Raw genomic sequence first — 22423 nt, forward strand, 5'->3', positions numbered from 1 at the left:
TTGACAGATATATGCTTTTATATACTATTTCTTAAAACTTTATACTAAATAGTCTATATCCCTTATAAAATATCCCTTAATTACCCCTATGGAAAAAATTGTATGAAATCCATCTATTATATTTACAAATGGAGGTAATATTGCTAAAATTAAAACATGCCAATGTATCTAAATTTTATACAGTAGAAGTGGTTATTATTTATCAGAATAATTATATAACAATTGAAAATCTATGAAAGGAGCGAATTTATGCATTCTTTTAACAAGGATATTGGTTCCCTGGGCGAAGATATTGCTGAGACTTATTTGAGGCAGATAGGCTATACAGTACTAGATAAAAACTTTAGATGCAAACTAGGTGAGATTGATATAGTAGGCAAGGATGGAGATTATATTTGTTTTATAGAGGTGAAAACAAGATATGGTTCAATCTATGGTAGTCCCTGTGAAGCTGTAACTTATTCAAAGCGGCTAAAAATTTATAAAACTGCAGAAACTTATATACTCCGAAAAAAACTATTTAAATTTAATTTTAGGTTTGATGTTATTGAAATCATCCTTAATAAGTGTAATGCTAATCCGTCTATACGTCTTATTAAAGATGCTTTTCAAGTATAACTTTTATTTAAACAAAAAGAATGACACTTAAAAATAGAAAGTGTCATTCTTCCGTTGCGACTTTTGCTGCATTTTAAATTTTATATTATATTTTTCAAAAAACTTTTTCTATGTATCTTACAAATACCATATTTTTTTATAGCCTGCACATGTTCAGTAGTTCCATATCCAGAGTTACCGTCAAAACCATAGTAAGGAAATTCTTTGCTATATTCCTTCATTAGGTTATCCCTATATACCTTAGCAATTATAGAAGCACATGCTATACTAGCACTTTTCATATCACCTTTTATGATAAATTCATTATAAATATCTAGGTTTTTAACTGCATATCCATCTGATAAAACAATATCTGGCGCAACTTTCAAACCTTTAACAGCTCGTCTTAAGACTTCATTATTGCACCAAGCTATTCCTCTTTCATCTATTTCATTATTATTTATAAGTGCAATGCTATAACTTACTGCCTTTTCCTTTATGATTTTTGACAACTCTTCTCTTTTCTTTTCGGAAAGTTTTTTAGAATCTTTTATGCCTAGAATTAATTCTCTATCCTCTTTTTGCCTTAAGTTTAGTACTACAGCTCCGGCAGCTATAGGTCCAGCTAAAGGACCTCTTCCAACCTCATCAACACCTGCTACATATATATAGTTGCCAAAGCTCTTATCAAAGCTGTACATCTCCTTAACCCTATCAATCTCACTTTCTTTCTTAAATATGAATTTTTCAAGACTTAAGGCTAAGCTCTGGACATTTTTTCTACTATCCATACTTAAACAGTTCATAACTTGCTGATATTTTTCTTTATCAGTAATAAAGTAGTTTTGTTGCAAATACGCTACATAAGTTTTAAGGCTGCTAAAATTTAATTTAGCAGTCCCCTTAAATAAATTATCTTCTATTTCACTAAAGTTAGTATCTTTTTTTACAATATCTATATCCATCTTGCTTCTCCACTTGATCTACTCTGGTCTCTCTAATGATATATTACCTAACTTTCCACCTCTAAATTCATCTAAAAGTAGTACAGCCACTCTATTGTAGTCAATTTGACCTCCAGATATAACAGCCCCTCTTTTCCTACCTATATTATTCATATTTTCTAGTGGATCTTCACTTAACTCCGTAAGCTTATATCTTCCCATTAATCTATCAGGGTATTCATTTTGAAGTCTTTCTATAAGCTTTAAAGCAAGTTCCTCAATATCCATAATTTCATCTTTTATTGCTCCAGTGAAAGCTAGGTTCAGTTGAGTTTCCTCACTTTCTAGTTTTGGCCATAAAATTCCTGGTGTATCCATTAGTTCCATACCAATTTTGGTCTTTATCCACTGTTTGCTTTTAGTAACTCCTGGTCTATCTCCAGTTTTAGCTATGTTATTTTTAGCCATTTTATTTATAAATGTAGATTTTCCTACATTGGGTATACCTATAACCATAACTCTATCTGTTATATTTACAATACCCTTCTCTTTCATTCTTCCATGTTTTTCTTTTAAAAGATCGTTCATTAAAGGTCTTATACCTTTTAATCCTTCTCCAGTTAAACAATTCACGCCTATTAATCTAATGTTATCTTTAGATAAATTTTTAATCCACTCTCTAGTAACCTTCTCTTCACTTAAGTCACTTTTGTTCAGCAGTATTATTCTTGGCTTGTTCCCACATATATCATCTACATCTGGATTTTTACTAGATCTTACAATTCTTGCATCTCTTATTTCTATTATAGCATCTACAAGTTTTAAATTTTCTTTTATTTCTCTCCTAGTTTTTGCCATATGTCCTGGAAACCAATTTATAGCCATATTATCATATCCTTTCTAATTAGCTATTATTTGCGAAGACACTAAGGTCATTTATATCGTTAAAAGAAGTTAACTTTCCAAATCTGCTGAACGGATATATCCTAAGAGCAGCTCTGCCAACTACCATTTTGTAACTTACAAATCCAACATCGGAAAATCTACTATCTCTACTATTATTTCTATTATCGCCTAAAACAAAAACCGTATTTTCAGGCACAGTTACCTCATTAAAATCTCTCATATTAGCTTCAAGTATATAAGGCTCATCTTTTGGTACGTTGTTTATATATAATTTGTCTCCTTCGATTCTAACTTTGTCTCCCCCTACTGCAACAACTCTTTTAATGAACTTTTCTTTTGGATTTGCAGGGTATTTAATTACTACTATATCTCCAGCCTTAGGAGCCCTAAAATAATAACTAACCTTCTCTACAATCAACCTATCTTTATGACTTAAAGTAGGATCCATAGAGTGTCCATCCACACTTACAGTTTCAAAGACAAAGGTTATAATTAAAAATGCCGCAATAATAGCTATAATCATCGATTTCCCTAACTCAATTAACTCTTTAAGCAAAATCCTCCACCACCTTAATATACAAAAAAGGGACTTTATAAAGCCCCATCTTTTGTATTATATTAATTCTTTTACTTTTGCAGCTTTACCAACTCTATCTCTTAAGTAGAATAGCTTAGCTCTTCTTACCTTACCTCTTCTAACTACTTCTATCTTTTCAATGCTAGGAGAGTTAACAGGGAATGTTCTTTCAACTCCAACGTTGTAAGCAACTCTTCTTACAGTGAAAGTTTCTCTTAAACCACCGTTTTGTCTTTTTAAAACTATTCCTTCAAAAACCTGTACTCTTTCTCTGTTACCTTCTTTAATTCTTACGTGAACTTTTACAGTATCTCCTACATTAAATACTGGTAAGTCATTTCTGATTTGTTCTGCTTCTATTTGTCTTATTATTTCTAACATTGTGCATTACCTCCTAAAAATTATTCGACGCTCATGCCCAGCATAATTGCAGACAGCGGAACGCCTGTGTAGCACGAAGAATATTCTATCATACATACATATATATTTCAATATTAAATTTAATTTTTTCCTGTAAATCCTTTAATAATCCTTAAATTTATCACTATTCAACAATTTTCTATCTTCTTTAGAAAATTCTAGTTTAGCAAATAAATCTGGTCTTCTATCTTTGGTTAATTTTAAGGATTGAAGTCTTCTCCATTTTCTTATATTTTCATGATGGCCGGAGGTTAAAATCTCCGGAACTCTCTTTCCCTCGAAATCCTCAGGCCTAGTATATTGAGGATATTCCAGGACTCCATTATAAAAAGATTCTTCTGTATAGCTTTCACTGCTTGAGAGGACTCCTGGCACCATCCTGCATATACTATCTACTATAGGTATGCAAGCCATTTCTCCTCCTGTAAGAACAAAGTCTCCTAGTGATATCTCCATGTCAATGTAGGAATATACTCTTTCATCTATCCCTTCATAATGACCACATAGGAAAATTAATTCTGATTCCTCTGAAAGTTCTCTTGCCATATTTTGATTAAAAGTCTTTCCTCTAGGCCCTAAAAAAATCACCTTACCCTTATTGTTTTTTTTAACAGTTCTTATACAGTCTACTATAGGCTGAGGTGCCATTACCATTCCTGCACCTCCACCGTAAGGATAATCATCAACCTTTTTATGTTTATTTAATGTATAGTCACGAATATTAAAGGTATTTACCTCTATAATAGATTTTTCTTGAGCTTTCCCTATTATGCTTTGGTCAAATATCTTAAACATATCTGGAAAGAGTGTTAGTATATCAATTTTCATCCCTATGCCTGCCATACTTCCACCGGCTTTATAACTATTCTTCTATCTTCAATATCCATGCTAATTATAATGTCTTTTAAGGCTGGAATCAAAAGTTCCTTTGGTTCTTTAATCCAGTACACATCATTACTATGAGTCTTGATCACGTCATAAACCTTTCCAAGAACTGTATCATTTTCATCTACTACTTCACAACCTATTATATCTGCAACAAAATAGCTCCCTTCTGGAAGTTTAACCGCATCTTCTCTAGAAACCTCCAGATACTTTTGTTTATATTTAACTGCATCATCCATAGAGTCTATTCCCTCTATTTTTAGTATAACTTTATCTGCTTGTAGTTTACACCATACTACATCCTTTTCTACTCCATCTATGTAAACCTTCTTAAGCTTTCTAAATCTTTTTATGTCATCTGTCAAAGGATATACTTTAAGCTCCCCTTTAATTCCATGAGTGTTTATTATCTGACCAACAGCCAAAAACTGCTTCATAGGATATTTCCTCCTGATTACATATTTTCTCTTTATCTATATTTACCCTTATTATATTATTAATTCTTTAAACTAAAATTTATTTTCAACAAACTTACTATCGATTATTTTTTTGTAAAATAAAAGAGTTAGGTGCACCTAACTCTTATATTATTTCAACAACAACTCTCTTATTTTCTTTTATAGCTGCTGCCTTTACAACAGTTCTTATAGCTTTAGCTATTCTTCCCTGTTTTCCTATTACTTTTCCCATATCTTCTGGTGCAACTTTTAGTTCAAGAATTATAGATTGCTCTCCAGCAATTTCATTAACTTGAACCATGTCTGGGTTATCAACTAGTGACTTAGCTATAATTTCAACTAATTCTTTCATTTATTATACCCCCAGTGACTACTTTAATCCAGCTCTTGATAAAAGCTTCTTAACGATGTCTGTTGGTTGAGCACCATTTTGTAACCATGTATTAACTTTTTCTTCATCAAACTTAATAGTAGCTGGTTCAGTTAATGGGTTATAGTAACCTATTTCTTCTACAAATCTACCATCTCTTGGTGATCTTGAATCTGCTACAACTATTCTGTAGAAAGGAGCTTTCTTAGCACCCATTCTTCTTAATCTCATTTTTACTGCCATCTGTTTCACCTCCTTTTAATAGTAAAACACTTTTTATCTTATGTTAATTACTTATTTAGCTTTATATTAAACCTTTAAAAAGGTAATTTACCAAAGAGTCCTTTTTTATTAAATCCCTTCTGCATTCCCTTCATCTGCTTCATCATCTTTTTCATATTCTCAAAGTCCTTCAGAAGCTTATTAACCTGTTGAACTGTAGTTCCTGAACCTTGGGCAATTCTTTTCTTTCTTGAAGGTGAACTACTTATAAGAGAGGGATTCCTTCTTTCTTTTATAGTCATAGAATTAATTATTGCCTCAATTTTAGCTAACTCTTTCTCACTAGAACTTAAGTCTACTCCTTGGAGTTCCTTCATATTAGCCCCAGGCATCATCTCTATTAGCTTATTAAGAGGTCCTAATTTCTTCATTTGCTGCATTGATGCTAAAAAATCCTCAAGATTAAATTCTTGACTGAGCATTCTACTTCCGATTTTTTTAGCTTCGTCTTCATCTATACTTTGCTGAGCCTTTTCTATTAGTGAAAGCACATCCCCCATACCTAATATCCTTGAGGACATTCTATCTGGGTGAAACACTTCAAAGTCACTCATTTTTTCGCCTATACCTATAAACTTTATAGGCTTACCAGTCATTGCTCTTATAGAAAGTGCTGCTCCGCCCCTTGTGTCACCATCAAGCTTTGTAAGTATTACACCGCTTATATCAAGTTGATCATTAAAGCTATTTGCAACATTAACTGCATCCTGACCAGTCATTGAATCTACTACCAGTAATATTTCGTCTGGCTTAACACTGTCTTTAACATCCTTTAGTTCATTCATTAATTCTTCATCTATATGAAGTCTACCAGCAGTATCAACTATTACTACATTTAAACCATTGTTTTTAGCATATTCTACTGCACCCTTAGATATATCTACTGGAGATACTTTATCTCCCATGGTAAATACCGGTACATCTATTTGTTTCCCAACTACTTGAAGCTGTTTTATAGCGGCTGGTCTATATATATCACAGGCTGCAAGTAAAGGTTTCTTGTTCTTCTTTCTAAGTTGAAGAGCAAGCTTTCCTGCCATAGTTGTTTTTCCTGCACCCTGCAACCCTACTAACATTATAATAGTTATTCCGCTAGAAGAGTACTGAATAGTGCTTTCGTTACTTCCCATTAGGCTAGTAAGTTCTTCATTTACTATCTTTATAACATGCTGTCCTGGAGTTAAACTTTGAAGAACTTCTTCTCCAAGACATTTTTCGCTGACAGTCTTAATGAAGTCTTTTACTACCTTATAGTTAACATCTGCTTCTAAAAGCGCAAGTTTTACTTCTCTCATAGCATCTTTAATATCTTTCTCAGAAAGTTTACCCTTACCTCTGAGCTTTTTTAAGGTTTCTTGAAGCTTAGAAGCTAATCCTTCAAAAGCCATGTTATTCCTCCTAAATACTATCACTTATGTATTTTTTTAGTTCACTCAATATTTTTATATTATCATCATCTTGAATACTTAACAAATCTATCTTCTTTAAAATATCTTTTTTTATTTCCTCTATTCTTATCTTAGCTTCCATTAGATGAAGCTTTTCTTCGTACTGTATCATGAGCTTATTACATCTTTTTATAATATCGTGTACCGCCTGTCTACTGGTACTTGTAATCTCTGATATTTCCGATAGCGATAAGTCGTCATTATAATAGAGATTCATAATATCTCTTTGTTTTTCTGTTAACAACTCACCATAAAGATCTAAAAGTACTGAAAGCTTAATTCTTTCTTCCATGAGATACTCTGTAACCTTAAAGTTACATTTCCACTCCCTTAACTTTTTTAAATCAACTATGCATCAAAGGACACATAATTTACTCAACGAAATATATAATATCAAAGATTAAAAGGGCTGTCAAGTATTTTTACTTAACACATAAAATTATTTTTTTACTACTGATATCCACTAACAACTATGCAGTTTAGCAGGCTTAGATTAAGATAACCTAAGCCCCTTAAAAATCCAACTGATTTCCTAAAATAACGCTTCTGCAAATTCTCTAGGGTTAAATTCTTGTAGATCCTCAATTCCTTCCCCTACGCCTATCAACTTAACAGGTATATTGAGACTATGCTTTATAGAAATTACTATTCCACCCTTTGCTGTTCCATCTAATTTTGTAAGAATTATTCCATCAATAGGGCACACTTCCATAAACTGCTTAGCCTGTTGAACTGCATTTTGACCTGTAGTGGCATCTAATACTAGCAAAGTTTCCCTATGAGCCTCACTAAACTCTCTATCAATGACTCTATTTATTTTCCCTAGCTCATCCATCAAATTTTTCTTGTTGTGAAGTCTTCCTGCAGTGTCACATATAAGTATATCTGTTTTTCTAGCTTTTGCAGCTTGAACAGCATCAAAAACAACTGCCGCTGGGTCAGAACCTTCCTGATTTCTTATAATATCTACTCCAGCTCTATTGCTCCACACCTCAAGCTGGTCAATTGCCGCTGCTCTAAAAGTGTCTGCTGCTGCCATTAGAACCTTATAGCCTTCATCTTTTAGCTTTGATGATATTTTTCCTATGGATGTAGTTTTACCCACTCCATTTACACCTATGACCAATACCACTTCTGGAGTAGTTTTGGGCTTTATAGTACCTTGCTCTTCTCCTAATATTTCTATAATAACTTCTTTAAGGTAATCTCTAACCAAAGCTGGATCCTTTACTTTATTTTCTCTTATCTTTACTTTAAGTTTATCTATAATTTCCAGTGTAGTTTCAACACCTATATCAGCAGTAATTAATATCTCTTCTAGCTCTTCGTATAAGTCATCATCTATTGTTATAGCTCCACTTAATACATCTGCTATTTTTTCTGTTAGATTATTCTTAGTTTTAGTTAATCCTTCTTTTAGTTTATTAAAAAATCCACCAAACATATGTATACCTCCAATATTTAACTGCAATTAGATAACTAAGAATTAAAAATAAAAGTTTTCTTTTTAATCTCCAATTACTAATTCTCTGTTTTTCTCTAGTCCATATATATTATATAGTTAATACTGTCAATTATTAGACTTTCAGTTATTATAGGTTTATATCTCTAAGAAGCTTCTCTGCTTAAATCCACAGAAACTATCTTAGATATACCCTTTTCCTCCATGGTAACCCCATATAATATATCACTGGCTTCCATAGTTCCTTTTCTATGAGTTATCACGATAAATTGTATATTCTCTGAAAATTTCTTTAAAAACTCTGCATATTTAACTACATTTGCATCATCTAGAGCGGCTTCTATCTCATCTAGTATGCAGAAAGGCGTAGGCTTCATCTTTAGAATTGCAAAAAGCAATGCAATGGCAGAAAGTCCTTTTTCTCCACCGGACATCAAGTTAATGTTTTGAAGTTTCTTTCCTGGAGGTTGCACTGTTATATCTATGTTTCCTGTAAGTTCGTCTCCTTCAGATAAAATCAAGTCTGCACTTCCTCCTTTAAATAATTCTTTAAAGGTTTCATCAAAGTTTTTTCTTAACTTGTTAAAGTTTTCATTAAATACTATTTTCATTTTATCTGTCATTTCATTTATTAAGCTTAAAAGCTCTTCCTTAGCATTTATTAAGTCTTCTCTTTGAGTGGTCATAAAACCTACCTTTTCTATAAGTTCTTTAAATTCCTCAATAGCTCCTAGATTTACTACACCTAAAGCAGATATGCTATTTTTCAAACTTAAAATATCTTTTTTATAAGTATCGATATTTTCTATCTCTCTTTTATGCTCTAAAGCTTCAGCATAGGTGATTTCTAACTCATCGTTTAACTTTGAATATAAAGACTCTTTTTCAGAAGTATGTTTTGCTAAAGCAAGTTGAGTTTTATGTAATTCCTCTTCTTTTTTATTAATTAATAATTGTAAGTCTTCTACCCTTTTACTATGTATACTAACCTTTTCTTTTATCTTTATTATCTCTATATCCTGATTCTTAATTATTTCTTCTAACTTCAGAATATAGGTTTCTATATTCTCTACTTCCCCATTATTTATAATAATTTGTTTACTATATTCCTCTATACTTCTATCTGACTTCTTATTCTCATCTGCTATTTTCCTTTGCTTTAGCTTTAAGTCATTAATGTCGCCTTTAATTTTCTCCAATACAGAAGTTTTGTTTATTACGTTTTCATCTATTTGAGCCTTCTTAATCTTATAATGAGTAAGTGTCTCTTTTCCATCAATAATTGTATCACTTTTTTCTTTTAATTCTTGCTCTAGGTTAATAATTAATTCATCATTACCACTCTGATTTTTCTTAATCTCCTCTAATTCTTTTTCTTTTATAGATAACTCTTTTACGCTTTCTTTTAGTTTATCACTTAACAGCTCTATTTCCTTATTTGAAACCAGCAAACTCTCCTTTAGTTTTCCACTTTCTGTATCAATGGCGTTTATTTTTCCTTTTACCTTAGTTGTTTCTATGTTTTGAAAATAAACTTCATCTTTTAAATTTAAATTTTCTTCATCTAACAATTTGATATCCTTTGCAAGCTTTTGTCCACTGGATGTCACTCTAATTAAACTTTCTTCCGTTTCTTTTAATTTTAATTTTATATCCTCTATTTCTCTCTTTCTTCCAATAATATTGGTACTTCTATGTTGAAGACTCCCTCCTGTAAGTGAACCACCAGGATTTACTACCTCACCAGATAAAGTAACAATCTTAAAGCTATAATTGCTTTTTTTTGCTATTTTAAGAGCACTATCCATATCATTACAAATAATAGTTCTACCTAATATGTATTCAACAGCATTAGTAAACCTCTCTTCGTATCCTATTAATGTGCTAGCAACACCTATGTATCCTTCTATTTTTTTCAGTTCCATTTCTCCTGAAACTTTTTTTCCTTTAACTATTGTAAGAGGTAAAAAAGTAGCTCTACCAATATTATTACTTTTTAAATATTTAATAAGTACTTTAGCTACATCCTCATCCTTAGTTATGACATCAGATATAGCCCCTCCCAATGCTATTTCAATTGCAGTTTCAAATTTCTTTTCCACCTTAATTATTTCACCTAAAACAAAACAACTGTTTTTGTCCACAGAAGCCTTCCCCTTAATTACATCTCCCATTAGGACTTTTACCGCTCTATTATAGCCTTCATATTGTTTATCAAGGTTAACTAGCATATTATGGTTTGCCTCTAATTTGCTGTGAAGATTATTTAAAGCCTTAATCTCTTTTTCTCTCTCAGATAGAGCAACATTTAATCTATTAATTTGCTGTTTATTGCTTTTGATTCTACTTTCAAATTCAGTAATCTTTCCTGATATTTCCTCTATCTGCTTTGTAAGTATTTCTTTAGTACTAGAATTAATTTTTATTGAATGCAAATAGCTTTCACAGGAATTTCTTATACTACTTATTTTATCTTTAATTGTTTCTATATCATTATTTAAAATAGCAATATTATTTTTTAGATTTGACGCAATACTTAAATATTCTATTTGATCATCCTTTAGTTTCTTTATCAAGTTACTTTTATCTAAAATGGAAGCTTCCATTGATTCTATTTTAGTTACCAATTCATTTATTTGTTTATCAACTTCAGTTTGCTTAGCTTTTAAGCTTGAGATTTCTTCAACCTGTAAAGCCTCATCAGATAAAAAGATATCTGTTTTACTCTCAACTTCTTTTAACTCTATTAAATTCTTTTCTATTATATTATTAAGGTTTGCTAATCTTTCATTTAAAAGCTTAGTTTCAGACTCTATGGCTTGCTTTCTAGATTTGCTATCATAATATTCTTTCCTATTATTAGTGTTCTTAGCATTCAGATCTTCTATTTCCTCACTCCAGTTTCGAATATCATCTTTGAGTTTTAAAAGACTGCTATTTAATTCATCGGCATTTAAATTCATTCCTCTGATTGATACTTCAATTTCTTCTATTTTTTTCTGGAGTTTTTCGATAGAATGAATAATTATATTTACTTCTTTATTCTTGAGTTCCTCTGACATTTTTATAAAACGCTTAGCTTTTTCATTCTCAATACGTAAAGGCTCAATTCTTTCTTGATATGTACTTAGTATGTCATCTATTCTGACTAAATTTGCCTCCGTATTCTGTAACCTTTTCTCCGCCTCTTCTTTTCTCCATTTAAACTTTACTATACCAGCAGCTTCCTCTAAAAGACTTCTTCTTTCCTCTGGTCTTCCACTAAGAACTGCCTCAATCTTTCCTTGACCTATAATAGAATACCCTTCTTTTCCTATACCTGTGTCCATGAAAAGCTCGTGAATATCTTTTAATCTACACTGAGTATTGTTTATATAGTATTCACTTTCTCCAGAGCGATATAGTCTTCTAGAAATAGTAATATCCGTATAATCTAAAGGCAGCTTTTTATCTTCGTTATCTAGCGTAAGAGATACTTGGCAGAGTCCTACAGGTTTTCTAAACTGAGTACCTGCAAAGATTACATCTTCCATCTTGCCTCCCCTTAAACTCTTTACACTTTGCTCACCAAGAACCCATCTAACTGCATCAGAAATATTACTTTTCCCACTTCCATTAGGCCCTACTATTGAAGTAACCCCATTTTTAAATACTAGTTCTGTTTTATCTGCAAAAGATTTAAATCCTCTTATTTCAATAAATTTTAGAAACATAAAAAGTACACTCCTTATCTTCCAAATAACATTGGAAGCAAGCTGAAAATGAATATGAATGCAACAAAGAAAACCAATAATTTTTTCATCTTTTCCCTAGTCTTCTTTTTCATAAAAAACACCCCTTTAAAATTAATTTACCTATTATTAATACAGCACTATATAGTTTATATTATAATTATTAAAATATCAATTGTAAAATAAAAAACCCTGCTAGCCACAGGGTTTTTCTATCAAATTTAAGTTATCTCGGTTCAACAATAAATTTTATAGCTGTTCTCTCTTCGCCTTCAATGGTTATTTCTGAAAAGGCTGGCACAACAACTAAATCAATGCCATTCGGTGCTACAAATCCTCTGGTAATAGCAATAGCCTTTACAGCTTGGTTAACCGCACCTGCTCCCACTGCTTGAACCTCTGCTGAATCATTATCTCTTAGTACTGCAGCCAAAGCTCCTGCTACCGATTTTGGTTGAGATTGAGCTGATACCTTTAATACTTCCATGTATAATTCCTCCCTACAAATGTTGTTATATTTACAGGGATATAATTCTATAAAACACTAAGATTTCCTTCTTTATACCTTGTTATCATATATTTAGTAAGTGACATTTTTTTCTCTTTTTCCTCAAGAACCAAGGATATCTCTCCCCTATCTACAGAATTATCTTGAACAACATGAATACTTACTGTCTTTAATTGTTTTTTCATGTCATTAAAAAATTTCTTTTTATCTGCATATAGCTTTGATAACTCTCTACCGTTAATTTTTATCCTTAGAATTCCATTGTAGTTTTCTGGGACATATTGTAATATAAGCTCGCTATATAAGCTTCCCTCCACTAATTCTCTGAAAGCTGGATGGAATGGCCCAGCAATAAGTTCTTTGCCACTGTTTATTTCTTCTGTTGGTTGAAGCCCTATTCTTATAACTTTTATGTTATTTGCAGTAAGCATGGAGTACACTATTTTTGTAATTTCTACAGCCTCATATAAATTATAAGGTTTATATGTCCCTGCTCTATACATCATTTCCATAGGAGTATCCTTAATAACCAAGGCAGGATATATTCTGTATATATCTGGTTTCATTTCTATGGATTTCTTCGTTGTTTCGATATCTTTTTCAAGGGTATCACCGGGAAGTCCAAGCATGATTTGGTGACCTAATGTAAATCCATATTGTTTGATAAGCGAAGAAGCCTTTATTACATCCTCTTCCGAATGTCCTCTTCCAGACTTTCTTAAAACCTCTTCATCTAAAGATTGAACTCCTAGTTCAATGACATCTACAGAATAATTCTTTAAGTTAGCTAATATTTTATCATCTATATAATCCGGCCTTGTAGATAAGTGAATTAAATCTATCTCTCCCTTATCTTTAAACTCCTTAGCTACAGCTAACAGTTCTTTCTGCCTTTCAATATTTATAGCAGTAAAGGTTCCACCAAAAAAAGACACTTCTACTGCAGCCTTATCATTATTTATTGTCTCTAAATACTCCTCTATGGTTTTTCTAGTAAATTCTGAGTTTACTTTATCCTCACTGCCTGTTATAGTGTTCTGATTACAAAACACACAATTATGAGGACAACCTTCATGTGATACAAATATAGGTATTATGTAGTGATTTTTACTCATCCTTTTCCTCCAAACCTTTCAGTGCTTCTTGAGCTGCATTTTGCTCCGATTCCTTTTTACTGTATCCCATACCATTTCCTAAAATTTTATCATCTACTGAAACCTGTGTGTAAAACTTTCTTCTATGCGGTGGTCCTTCGAATTTAATTAGAGAATAATTAATATTTATTTCTCCATTTTGCTGCATTATTTCCTGAAGTTTAGTTTTATAATCAAGTACTATTTTATTTTTTATAGCTTTTTCTATAGTATCTTTAAAATTTTCTATAATGAACTTTTTGGCGTTTTCAAATCCACTATCTATATAAATGGCTGCTATTATAGCCTCAACACAGTCAGCAAGTATAGAGACCCTTTCTCTTCCACCAGTTAACTCTTCGCCTTTGCTCATCTTTATATACTTTCCTATTCCCCATCGTTTTGCTATTTCATGAAGAGAATTTTCACAAACGATTAATGCCCTTCTCTTTGTTAGTTCTCCCTCTGATTTATTTCCATAATTCGAAAATAGATATTCAGAGATAGTAAGTTGCAGGACTGAATCTCCAAGAAACTCTAATCTTTCATTAAACTTTATATTTTTTCTTCCATTTGCATAAGAACTATGGGTTAAAGCCACCATGAATAATTCCTTATTCTTAAAACATATTTTCAATCTATCTTGTAATTCCATAAATACAATTTCTTCTGTCATAGATAAACCTTACTCCTTTTGAAGTTTATTCTTCAGCTTGCTTTTAGTTTTTAAACAAACTCAAGGATAGACTACACTTTAATAGTATTAAATACTTATCTTCTATTTATTTGTTTATTTTAAAATTCTTTAATAAATTTATAAAGTCCCGTATATACGGGACTTTAACTAATTATTCTTCTACATGAGTCTTTATGTACTCAACTACGTCTGCAACAGTAGTTATCTTCTCAGCATCTTCATCTGGTATTTCAAAATCAAACTCTGTTTCTAGAGCCATGATTAATTCAACTATATCAAGTGAATCAGCACCTAAATCATCTATAAAGGATGCTTCCATAGTTATTTCTTCTACGCCAATACCAAGTTGCTCAGATACTATACTTTGAACTTTTTCAAACATAATAGTCTCACCTCCTAAAAGCTTTCTACATAAATAATATTACATAACTTTTATACCGTCAATACAAATACTGCTAAATTTATTATACTTAATTATTTTATATTAATACATTTACTTTTTATGGTTCTTCTTCCATATCCTCTAGTTCTTTTTTAATTTTATCTATTATTTTATTATCATAACAATTTTCAGCTTGCTTTATAGCATTTTTAATAGCCTTACTGTCGGAACTACCATGAGCTTTAATACAAATTCCCTTTGCACCTAAAAATGCTGAACCACCATACTCGGAGTAATCAAATTTTTTCTTTAGGCTTTTAAAAACTGGTTTCAATAAAATAGCTCCTATTTTAGAGGTAAATGATTTCATTATTTCTTCTTTTAACATATTAAATACATTTAAGGCTACCCCTTCGTACATTTTTAATATGGTATTACCAACAAAGCCGTCACAAACTAATACCTTTACATCACCATTAGACACTTCCCTAGGCTCTACATTGCCTACAAAATTGCAATTTGTTTCTGTCAAGAGCTTATAGGCGTTCTTTGTAAGCTCATTTCCCTTTTCTTCCTCCGCACCAATGTTCACTAAACCTACTGTTGGGTTTTTTACACCTAAAACATTCTCAAAATATATTTTTCCCATTAAGGCAAATTGTATTAAGTATTGAGGTTTACAGTCTACATTCGCTCCAGCATCTATAACCATAAATGCCCCATTCTTTCCTGGCATTATAGGCGCCAATGCTACCCTATCTATCCCTTTTATTCTTCCAATTATAAGTGTAGCTCCAGTCATCAATGCTCCAGTACTTCCTGCAGAAATCACTGCATCTGCTTTTCCTTCCTTCACAAGTTGAAGTGCTTTAACTAAGCTAGAGTCTTTCTTACGTCTTACTGCCATAACTGGTGGCTCATTTGTGCTTATTACTTCCTCTGCATGTATTATGCTTATCCTGTCCTTTGGATATTCATACTTGCTTAACTCTTTTTTAATCAGTTCTTCTGCCCCTGTAATAATGATATGAATGTCACTTTCTTTTACCGCTTGAACACAACCATCCACTACAGCAACTGGCGCAAAATCTCCCCCCATACCATCTACTGCAACTATCATCTTTTCACATCCTTTTTAATTACAAAAAAAGAAAGTCATATGACTTTCTTTTAGTTATTTTTCAGTTGAAACAACTTCTTTGCCCTTATAATATCCACAACTCTTGCACACTCTGTGAGCAAGCTTCATTTCATGACACTGAGGACATTCAACTATTCCTGGTAAACTTAATTTAAAAGTTTGTGCTCTTCTTGAATCTCTTCTTGCTTTTGAAAATCTTCTCGCTGGATTTCCCACAGTAAAACACCTCCTTAATCAGTCAAAAACAAATCTTTCAACTTTGCCAACCTTGGATCAACATCATCGTCATTGCAGTGACATGTAGAAAGATTTAAGTCTGTACCACATTTATGGCACAAGCCTTTGCAATCTTCTTTACAAAGCCCCTGGATTGGCAGTGTTAATATAATGTTATTTTCTATTATTTCTGTGATATCTATAGTATCACTATTTATAAAGATGAGGTCATCATCCTTATTTGCCTTATCATTGGTAGTAAGTCTTTCCTCAATAGTCATATCAATAGGATAACTAAATTTCTCAACACATCTAGAACAAGTAAGTTCTAGCACAGTATGTATAGTACAATCTACTGTGAGAATATCTCCTACTTTACTAAGTGTTCCATCCAACTTAATAGGTTCTAATAAGTTAATGTAGTCACTACCATCATATAATTTTTCTTCATTAATTTCAAGATGTAATTCTTTTTGACTTCTCTCTTTTTTTAATAACTCAGATACATCTAATTTCATAATGCTCACCTCTATATATTAGCCACAATTTATTATATAGAGATGAGCATTAAAAGTCAAGATTTATTTATTTTTTGTCAGTTAATGAAAATTTTTATTATTTTCTGTTGCTAACTATTTCCTCTGTATCTCTTGCTATCATAAGTTCTTCGTCTGTTGGTATAACAAATACTTTTACCTTTGAATCTGGAGTACTTATTTCTACAGCTTCTCCTCTTAAAGCATTCTTTTCTGCATCAATCTTAATTCCTAAATAGCTTAAGCCTTCGCAGATTGTAGCTCTATGTGCTGCTGAATTTTCACCAAGACCAGCTGTGAATATTATAGCATCTGTTCCGTTTAAAGCTGCTACATAACTACCTATAGTAGTTCTTACTCTGTAGTCAAATACATCTAAAGCAAGTTGTGCTTTTTTATCTCCTTTTTCAGCAGCATTTTCTAAGTCTCTAAAGTCACTGCTTAATCCAGATAGTCCAAGAACACCAGATTTTTTGTTCATTAAAGTGTCTACTTCTTCAATGCTCATATTAGCTTCTTTTACTAAGAAAGGTACTATAGCAGGATCTATATCACCACATCTAGTTCCCATAACTACACCTGCAAGAGGAGTGAAACCCATTGTAGTGTCAACTGATTTTCCGCCATCGATTGCAGCTAAACTCGCTCCATTTCCTAAATGACAAGTTATCATTTTTACATCTTCAGGTTTTTTGCCCATCATTTTTGCTGCTGTCATTGAAACGAATCTGTGTGAAGTACCGTGGAATCCATATTTTCTTACACCATACTCAGTATATAATTCATATGGTAAAGCATACATATATGCTTCTTCTGGTAAAGTTTGGTGGAATGCTGTGTCAAATACTCCAACCATTGGTGTAGTTGGCATTAATTCTTTACAAGCATTTATTCCTATTATATTTGGAGGGTTATGTAATGGAGCTAATTTTACGCATTCTTCTAATGCTTCCATAACCTTTTCGTCAATTAAAACTGAACCTGCATATTTTTCTCCGCCATGAACAACTCTATGTCCTACTGCTGATATTTCTGACATGTCGTTTATTACTCCATGTTTTTTATCAACAAGAGCATCAAGCACTAATCCTATAGCTACTTTATGATCTTTCATTGGCTGCTCTATTACAACTTTTTCACCATTAACCTTATGAGTTAACACTGAACCCTCTATTCCTATTCTTTCTACAAGACCTTTTGCTAATACACTCTCATTTTCCATGTTCATTAATTGGTACTTTAGTGATGAACTTCCGCAATTTATTACTAATACTTTCATTGTTATTCTCCCTTCGATACGCTTAAACTTTAGCTTTTTAAATAAATTTATTTATTATTTTCCTTGAGCTTGTGCTTGAACTGCAGTTACAGCTACAACATTTACTATGTCATCTGCACTACAGCCTCTTGATAAATCATTAATTGGCTTAGCAAATCCCTGGCATACTGGTCCTATTGCCTCAGCTTTTGCAAATCTTTGAACTAGCTTATATCCAATATTTCCAGCTTGAAGATCTGGGAATACTAAAACATTTGCCTTTCCTGCAACTTTGCTATTTGGAGCTTTTAAGTCTGCTACCTTTTTAACTATTGCAGCATCTAGTTGTAGTTCTCCGTCTATGTCTAAATCTGGTCTCATTGACTTAGCAAGCTCAGTTGCTTTTGTTACTTTATCAACTAATTCATGACTTGCACTACCCATAGTTGAGAAGGATAACATTGCAACCTTTGGTTCCATTCCACAAAGAGTCTTAGCAGTCTCAGCTGTGCTTATTGCGATTGAAGCTAACTCTTCTGCTGTTGGATTTGGGTTAACTGCACAGTCTGCAAAAAGAAGTAATCCATTGTCACCGTACTCTGAGTTTGGTACATTCATTATAAACGTGCTTGAAACCACTGATATACCAGGTGCAGTTTTAACTATTTGAAGTCCTGGTCTTAGCAAGTCACCAGTAGTATGTATAGCTCCTGAAACTAAGCCATCTCCGTCTCCTAGCTTAACCATCATTGTTCCAAAGTATAATGGATCTCTGACAATTTTATCTGCCTTTTCTAGAGTCATTCCTTTTTTCTTTCTTAATTCGTAAAACTCATTAGCATACACAGCTGTTTTTTCTGAAGTTTCTGGGTCCTGTATTTCTACTCCCTCTAGGTTAACTCCAAGAACTGCTGCTTTTTCTCTAATTACCTTCTCGCTTCCTACAAGTACTACCTTTGCAAGTCCATTCTCCATTATCTTTCCGCAAGCTTGAAGATTTCTTTCCTCTTCTGCTTCTGGCAAAACTATTCTTTTTTTATCCGCTTGCGCCTTTTTCCAGATTTGTTCCATTAATTCCATCTTTGTTTCTCCCTTCGCAATAAAATTAAACTAAAATTGCATACACTTATAATATAATCCTTTTTTTATGTATTTTTCAATAAAAAAATGTAGAATTTATAATTTTTCTTGAAATTTTTTTTTATTAAGGAATATTTATCTAATTTTTATTAATTTTTTCTATTAACTTAAAATACTGACTATAAGCCTTTTATCTGATTAGAATATAGATATAATTTAAAATAAAACATATAATTGATTTATGTATAGTTATAAATTCAATAAAAAATTTCGCACACTGAGGAGGAAATGAATTGAAGGTTACAGGTGTTATAGTAGAGTATAATCCTTTTCATAAGGGACATTTATATCATCTTGAAAAGACAAAAGAAATCACAAACTGCGATGGAATCATCGCTGTAATGAGCGGAAGTTTTATGCAGAGAGGAATCCCTGCTATGGTGGATAAATGGAATAGAGCTAAATCTGCTTTACTCAATGGAGTGGACTTAGTTATAGAGCTTCCTACCATCTATAGTTTATCTTCAGCTGAAATCTTTGCCTATGGAGGTATATCTCTATTAGATAGTTTAGGTGTAACTAATTGCATATGTTTTGGCAGTGAATATGGTGATGCAGCTGGACTATCTCAAATTGCTAGTATACTATTATCAGAGCCAGAGGAGTATAGAATAATTTTAAAGAATCAGTTAAACTTAGGTTTATCCTTTCCAGTTGCTAGAAGCAGGGCATTAATTCAATTTCTTCAGCTTTCCGATAATAAAGATTTGTCAGACTTACAGCAAATCTTATCTTCTTCTAACAATATCCTAGGTATAGAATACTGTAAAAGCATTCTAAAGCTAAATAGTAATATAGAACCTTTCTCTATCAAAAGACAAGGAGGTTCATATACAAGTACAGCTTTAAGTAATACTTTTTCAAGTGCTTCCTCAATTAGAAAATATATAAAAGAAAATAAAAGTCTATCTGGTTTACAAAATCATTTACCTGAAAAGGTATATGATTCGCTTTTATTTTTACTTAAAAATAATTATAACTTTGTTTCTGAGGACTCTATGCTTCCTTACATAAAATACAAGACTATTTTGCACAGAAACCTTATAAAAAACCTTCCTGATGTTTCAGAGGGAATAGATAATAGAATAGTAAAATTTTTAGAAACTGCTAATAGTTATGAGGAACTAATAAGCTTAGTAAAAAGCAAAAGATATACCTACACTAGAATCAGCAGAATTCTATGTCAATACTTTGTAGGGTTTGAAAACTTTGATACTGATCTTTTAAGAAAGAGACCTTGCCCCTATGCCAGGGTGTTAGGTTTCAATAGTACTGGTTTAAAGATACTAAAAGAAGCAAAGCGAAAATCCTCAATTCCTATATACACAAAATTGCCTAAAACTCTTGATGATACTCTTAAGCTAGATATACTAGCAACAAGATTTTATAGCCTGCTAAATAATAGTATTCATCCTAATTCTGACTACTTAACAAGTCCTATTATCACTAGTTAATAAATCATTAGTTTTTTCCTATTTACAAAAACTCAAATTAATTTTATGAGACAAAATTAAACTAGAATAAGTAACCTACTTTCACAATATAATTTTAGTAAATTAATTTTACGTCTATAGAATTAAGAGTTATGAAGTTCTTAATTGAAATTTATTTTGGGCTTTTAACTCTTAATTCTCAATTTAAGAAGTAGGTGATTGGAATTGAAAATTATATTTTACTTGATAGTGTTAATAATTATTATACTACTAGCCTATCTGCTAAAGAATAAAAATATCTTTATTACAATTGTTTGTTCTCTGCTTATATTGCAAATATTAGCTGCACCAAAGATTTGTATAGATGCTGCTGTAAATGGAGCTCTTCTTTTTTTCTATAAGGTTTTTCCTTCTCTATTTTCATTTTTGGTGGTGTCTAATATTATACTGTCTTATGATGGAGTTTACATATACTCTAGACTTTTAGGCAGTGCTATATGCAAACCTCTTAGACTGCCTAAAAGCTGCAGTTTTGTTTTAATAATAAGTGTGTTATGTGGATATCCCTTAGGAGCTAAGTATGCCAGTGATTTATATGAAAGAAATGTTATAGATTTAAAAACCTTTGAGAGGCTTCTTAATATTGCTTCCAACGCTAGTCCGTTATTTATGTTGGGTTCAGTAGGCATATCCATGTTAAAAAGCCCCCATATAGGATACATATTACTTTTATCCAACTTAATTTCCTGTATAGCTATGGGTTTTCTAATACCTTCAAATATAACAAACAAAAAAGACGTTCCCAAAAGAAATCATATTTACTCTAATATGAATATTGGAAACGTACTTAAAGGTAGTGTCGAAAACTCTATTAAAACTTGCTTATCAATAGGTGGCTTTGTAACTGCATATTCAGTTATAATCGATATACTTAAGAATAATCAGTTGTTTAGTGTACTTGTACAGCAACTGGCTAATATTATAAGTGTACCTAAAAGTATTATAGAAGGCTCCATCTTAGGAATAATAGAGATGACAAATGGTTGTAATTTAATCTCCTCCTCAAATGCATCTATATATACCAAAATAGCTATAGTAAGCTTTTTATTTACATTTAGTGGATTATCAATTATTTCGCAGGTTTATTCCTTTACCTATAAATTCGATATATCTATGAAAAAGTACACTTTAAGAAAAATAGTACAAGGACTATTTTGCTCATTAATTAGCCTTTTATTTTATCACTTATCTACCTTATATTATTCTAAAGAGACATTTGTATATAACCACACTCCTGCTGCTACTATAGAAAATATTTTTTTAATAACCTTTATTATTTTAACTTTACCATGGATATTTTTTAAACTTAAAAATCTATTTCATGTCTCTTAACTCTTTAATATTTTTCCTTATTAAATCTGTTCTTATATTAATATCTGATTCTAGATCAGCTAGAAATCCCTGCATATCGTTTTTAAGGCTTAGTAGCATTTGTTTACTTTTGTCTGTAAGCTCTCTGTCTAACTGATTTAGAATTTCACTTGCATAATCTCTAGCTCCTAACCTGATATCCTTTGCACTTCTTTGTGCAGAGGATATTATCTCTTCTGATCTCATATTTGCTTCTTTTGTAATATCATGATTTTCTATTTGTTTTTTTAATAAGCTTAAGCTTTCCTTCTTTAGATTTTCCGCTTCTTGAATAGCTTCACTTAATATTCTTTCCTTTTCTTCTACTACCCATTGAGCTTTTTTAAGTTCATCAGGAAGAGACTTTAGTATCTTATGAACTATTTCCATTACTTCTTTTTTATCTACAACAACCTTTGCTGTCATAGGAACTTTTGCAGATGTGTCCAGAATTTCCCTAAGATATTCTAATAGTTTAATAGCATCCAT

At 31.8% G+C, this 22423-nt stretch carries 25 protein-coding genes; 3 read left to right on the top strand and 22 right to left on the bottom strand.

All coding sequences use genetic code 11. The annotated features are described in order from the left end of the window. The first annotated feature begins 249 nt into the window (after window positions 1-249). On the top strand, window positions 250-618 hold the full coding sequence (locus P8V03_RS07720) for a YraN family protein (protein ID WP_261671548.1): 369 nt from the start codon (window positions 250-252) through the stop codon (window positions 616-618). A gap of 80 nt (window positions 619-698) precedes the next feature. Here P8V03_RS07720 and rnhB read toward each other — a convergent pair whose 3' ends face one another. The 21 genes from rnhB to pta form a co-directional block, all read right to left on the bottom strand. Further along, window positions 699-1562, bottom strand: coding sequence for a ribonuclease HII (gene rnhB, locus P8V03_RS07725; protein ID WP_318797746.1), 864 nt, complete (start codon window positions 1560-1562; stop codon window positions 699-701). Between the two features lie 18 nt (window positions 1563-1580). Next, window positions 1581-2426: a ribosome biogenesis GTPase YlqF gene (gene ylqF, locus P8V03_RS07730; RefSeq protein ID WP_261671550.1), complete on the bottom strand. Its 846-nt coding sequence runs from the start codon at window positions 2424-2426 to the stop codon at window positions 1581-1583. A gap of 19 nt (window positions 2427-2445) precedes the next feature. Continuing rightward, on the bottom strand, window positions 2446-3003 hold the full coding sequence (lepB, locus tag P8V03_RS07735; protein ID WP_261671552.1) for a signal peptidase I: 558 nt from the start codon (window positions 3001-3003) through the stop codon (window positions 2446-2448). Between the two features lie 57 nt (window positions 3004-3060). Continuing rightward, the gene (rplS, locus tag P8V03_RS07740) at window positions 3061-3405 is read right to left on the bottom strand and encodes a 50S ribosomal protein L19 (protein WP_261671553.1); all 345 of its coding nucleotides are present in this window, start codon (window positions 3403-3405) and stop codon (window positions 3061-3063) included. Between the two features lie 141 nt (window positions 3406-3546). Further along, the gene (gene trmD / locus P8V03_RS07745) at window positions 3547-4278 is read right to left on the bottom strand and encodes a tRNA (guanosine(37)-N1)-methyltransferase TrmD (RefSeq protein WP_261671695.1); all 732 of its coding nucleotides are present in this window, start codon (window positions 4276-4278) and stop codon (window positions 3547-3549) included. After that, window positions 4275-4766, bottom strand: coding sequence for a ribosome maturation factor RimM (gene rimM / locus P8V03_RS07750; RefSeq protein ID WP_318797749.1), 492 nt, complete (start codon window positions 4764-4766; stop codon window positions 4275-4277). The genes trmD and rimM overlap by 4 nt, the downstream gene beginning before the upstream one ends. A gap of 145 nt (window positions 4767-4911) precedes the next feature. Continuing rightward, window positions 4912-5139, bottom strand: a complete 228-nt coding sequence (locus P8V03_RS07755; RefSeq protein ID WP_261671555.1) for a KH domain-containing protein — start codon at window positions 5137-5139, stop codon at window positions 4912-4914. 18 nt (window positions 5140-5157) lie between these two features. After that, window positions 5158-5400 (bottom strand): 30S ribosomal protein S16, encoded by a 243-nt coding sequence (gene rpsP, locus P8V03_RS07760; protein WP_261671556.1) that lies wholly within the window; start codon window positions 5398-5400, stop codon window positions 5158-5160. A gap of 74 nt (window positions 5401-5474) precedes the next feature. Beyond that, a complete protein-coding gene (gene ffh, locus P8V03_RS07765; protein WP_261671557.1) occupies window positions 5475-6827 on the bottom strand; it encodes a signal recognition particle protein in 1353 nt (450 codons plus the stop codon). A 10-nt stretch (window positions 6828-6837) separates the two neighbouring features. Further along, window positions 6838-7179 carry a putative DNA-binding protein gene (locus tag P8V03_RS07770; RefSeq protein WP_318797752.1) on the bottom strand — a complete coding sequence of 114 codons (342 nt, stop codon included), beginning with the start codon at window positions 7177-7179 and terminating at the stop codon, window positions 6838-6840. 240 nt (window positions 7180-7419) lie between these two features. After that, window positions 7420-8331: a signal recognition particle-docking protein FtsY gene (gene ftsY, locus P8V03_RS07775; protein WP_318797754.1), complete on the bottom strand. Its 912-nt coding sequence runs from the start codon at window positions 8329-8331 to the stop codon at window positions 7420-7422. A 164-nt stretch (window positions 8332-8495) separates the two neighbouring features. Further along, a complete protein-coding gene (smc, locus tag P8V03_RS07780) occupies window positions 8496-12062 on the bottom strand; it encodes a chromosome segregation protein SMC (protein WP_318797756.1) in 3567 nt (1188 codons plus the stop codon). Between the two features lie 244 nt (window positions 12063-12306). Next, window positions 12307-12567, bottom strand: a complete 261-nt coding sequence (locus P8V03_RS07785) for a stage V sporulation protein S (RefSeq protein WP_261671561.1) — start codon at window positions 12565-12567, stop codon at window positions 12307-12309. A 47-nt stretch (window positions 12568-12614) separates the two neighbouring features. After that, a complete protein-coding gene (locus tag P8V03_RS07790) occupies window positions 12615-13703 on the bottom strand; it encodes an elongator complex protein 3 (protein ID WP_318797758.1) in 1089 nt (362 codons plus the stop codon). After that, window positions 13696-14397, bottom strand: coding sequence for a ribonuclease III (gene rnc, locus P8V03_RS07795; protein ID WP_318797760.1), 702 nt, complete (start codon window positions 14395-14397; stop codon window positions 13696-13698). The genes P8V03_RS07790 and rnc overlap by 8 nt, the downstream gene beginning before the upstream one ends. A 172-nt stretch (window positions 14398-14569) precedes the next feature. Beyond that, complete coding sequence (gene acpP / locus P8V03_RS07800) at window positions 14570-14803, bottom strand: acyl carrier protein (protein ID WP_315903166.1); 234 nt, start codon at window positions 14801-14803, stop codon at window positions 14570-14572. Window positions 14804-14918: 115 nt separating this feature from the next. Beyond that, window positions 14919-15920 (bottom strand): phosphate acyltransferase PlsX, encoded by a 1002-nt coding sequence (gene plsX, locus P8V03_RS07805; protein ID WP_318797762.1) that lies wholly within the window; start codon window positions 15918-15920, stop codon window positions 14919-14921. Window positions 15921-15974: 54 nt separating this feature from the next. Further along, entirely contained in the window at window positions 15975-16157 is a 183-nt protein-coding gene (gene rpmF / locus P8V03_RS07810) for a 50S ribosomal protein L32 (protein WP_261671566.1), read from the bottom strand. Window positions 16158-16171: 14 nt separating this feature from the next. Further along, entirely contained in the window at window positions 16172-16675 is a 504-nt protein-coding gene (locus tag P8V03_RS07815) for a YceD family protein (RefSeq protein WP_261671567.1), read from the bottom strand. A 97-nt stretch (window positions 16676-16772) separates the two neighbouring features. Next, complete coding sequence (locus tag P8V03_RS07820) at window positions 16773-17972, bottom strand: acetate kinase (RefSeq protein ID WP_261671568.1); 1200 nt, start codon at window positions 17970-17972, stop codon at window positions 16773-16775. Window positions 17973-18026: 54 nt separating this feature from the next. Then, complete coding sequence (gene pta / locus P8V03_RS07825; protein WP_261671569.1) at window positions 18027-19031, bottom strand: phosphate acetyltransferase; 1005 nt, start codon at window positions 19029-19031, stop codon at window positions 18027-18029. A 293-nt stretch (window positions 19032-19324) separates the two neighbouring features. Here pta and P8V03_RS07830 point away from each other — a divergent pair, with 293 nt between their 5' ends. Together P8V03_RS07830 and ylbJ are read left to right on the top strand one after the other, a co-directional pair. Further along, entirely contained in the window at window positions 19325-20545 is a 1221-nt protein-coding gene (locus tag P8V03_RS07830; protein ID WP_318797766.1) for a nucleotidyltransferase, read from the top strand. Window positions 20546-20749: 204 nt separating this feature from the next. Beyond that, complete coding sequence (ylbJ, locus tag P8V03_RS07835; protein WP_318797768.1) at window positions 20750-21916, top strand: sporulation integral membrane protein YlbJ; 1167 nt, start codon at window positions 20750-20752, stop codon at window positions 21914-21916. Here the strand turns inward: ylbJ and P8V03_RS07840 are convergent. Then, a complete protein-coding gene (locus P8V03_RS07840; RefSeq protein ID WP_318797770.1) occupies window positions 21899-22423 on the bottom strand; it encodes an ATPase in 525 nt (174 codons plus the stop codon). The genes ylbJ and P8V03_RS07840 overlap by 18 nt on opposite strands.

It is taken from the genome of Clostridium tanneri (assembly GCF_033659955.1).
GTDB classification, from domain to species: domain Bacteria; phylum Bacillota; class Clostridia; order Clostridiales; family Clostridiaceae; genus Clostridium_AM; species Clostridium_AM tanneri.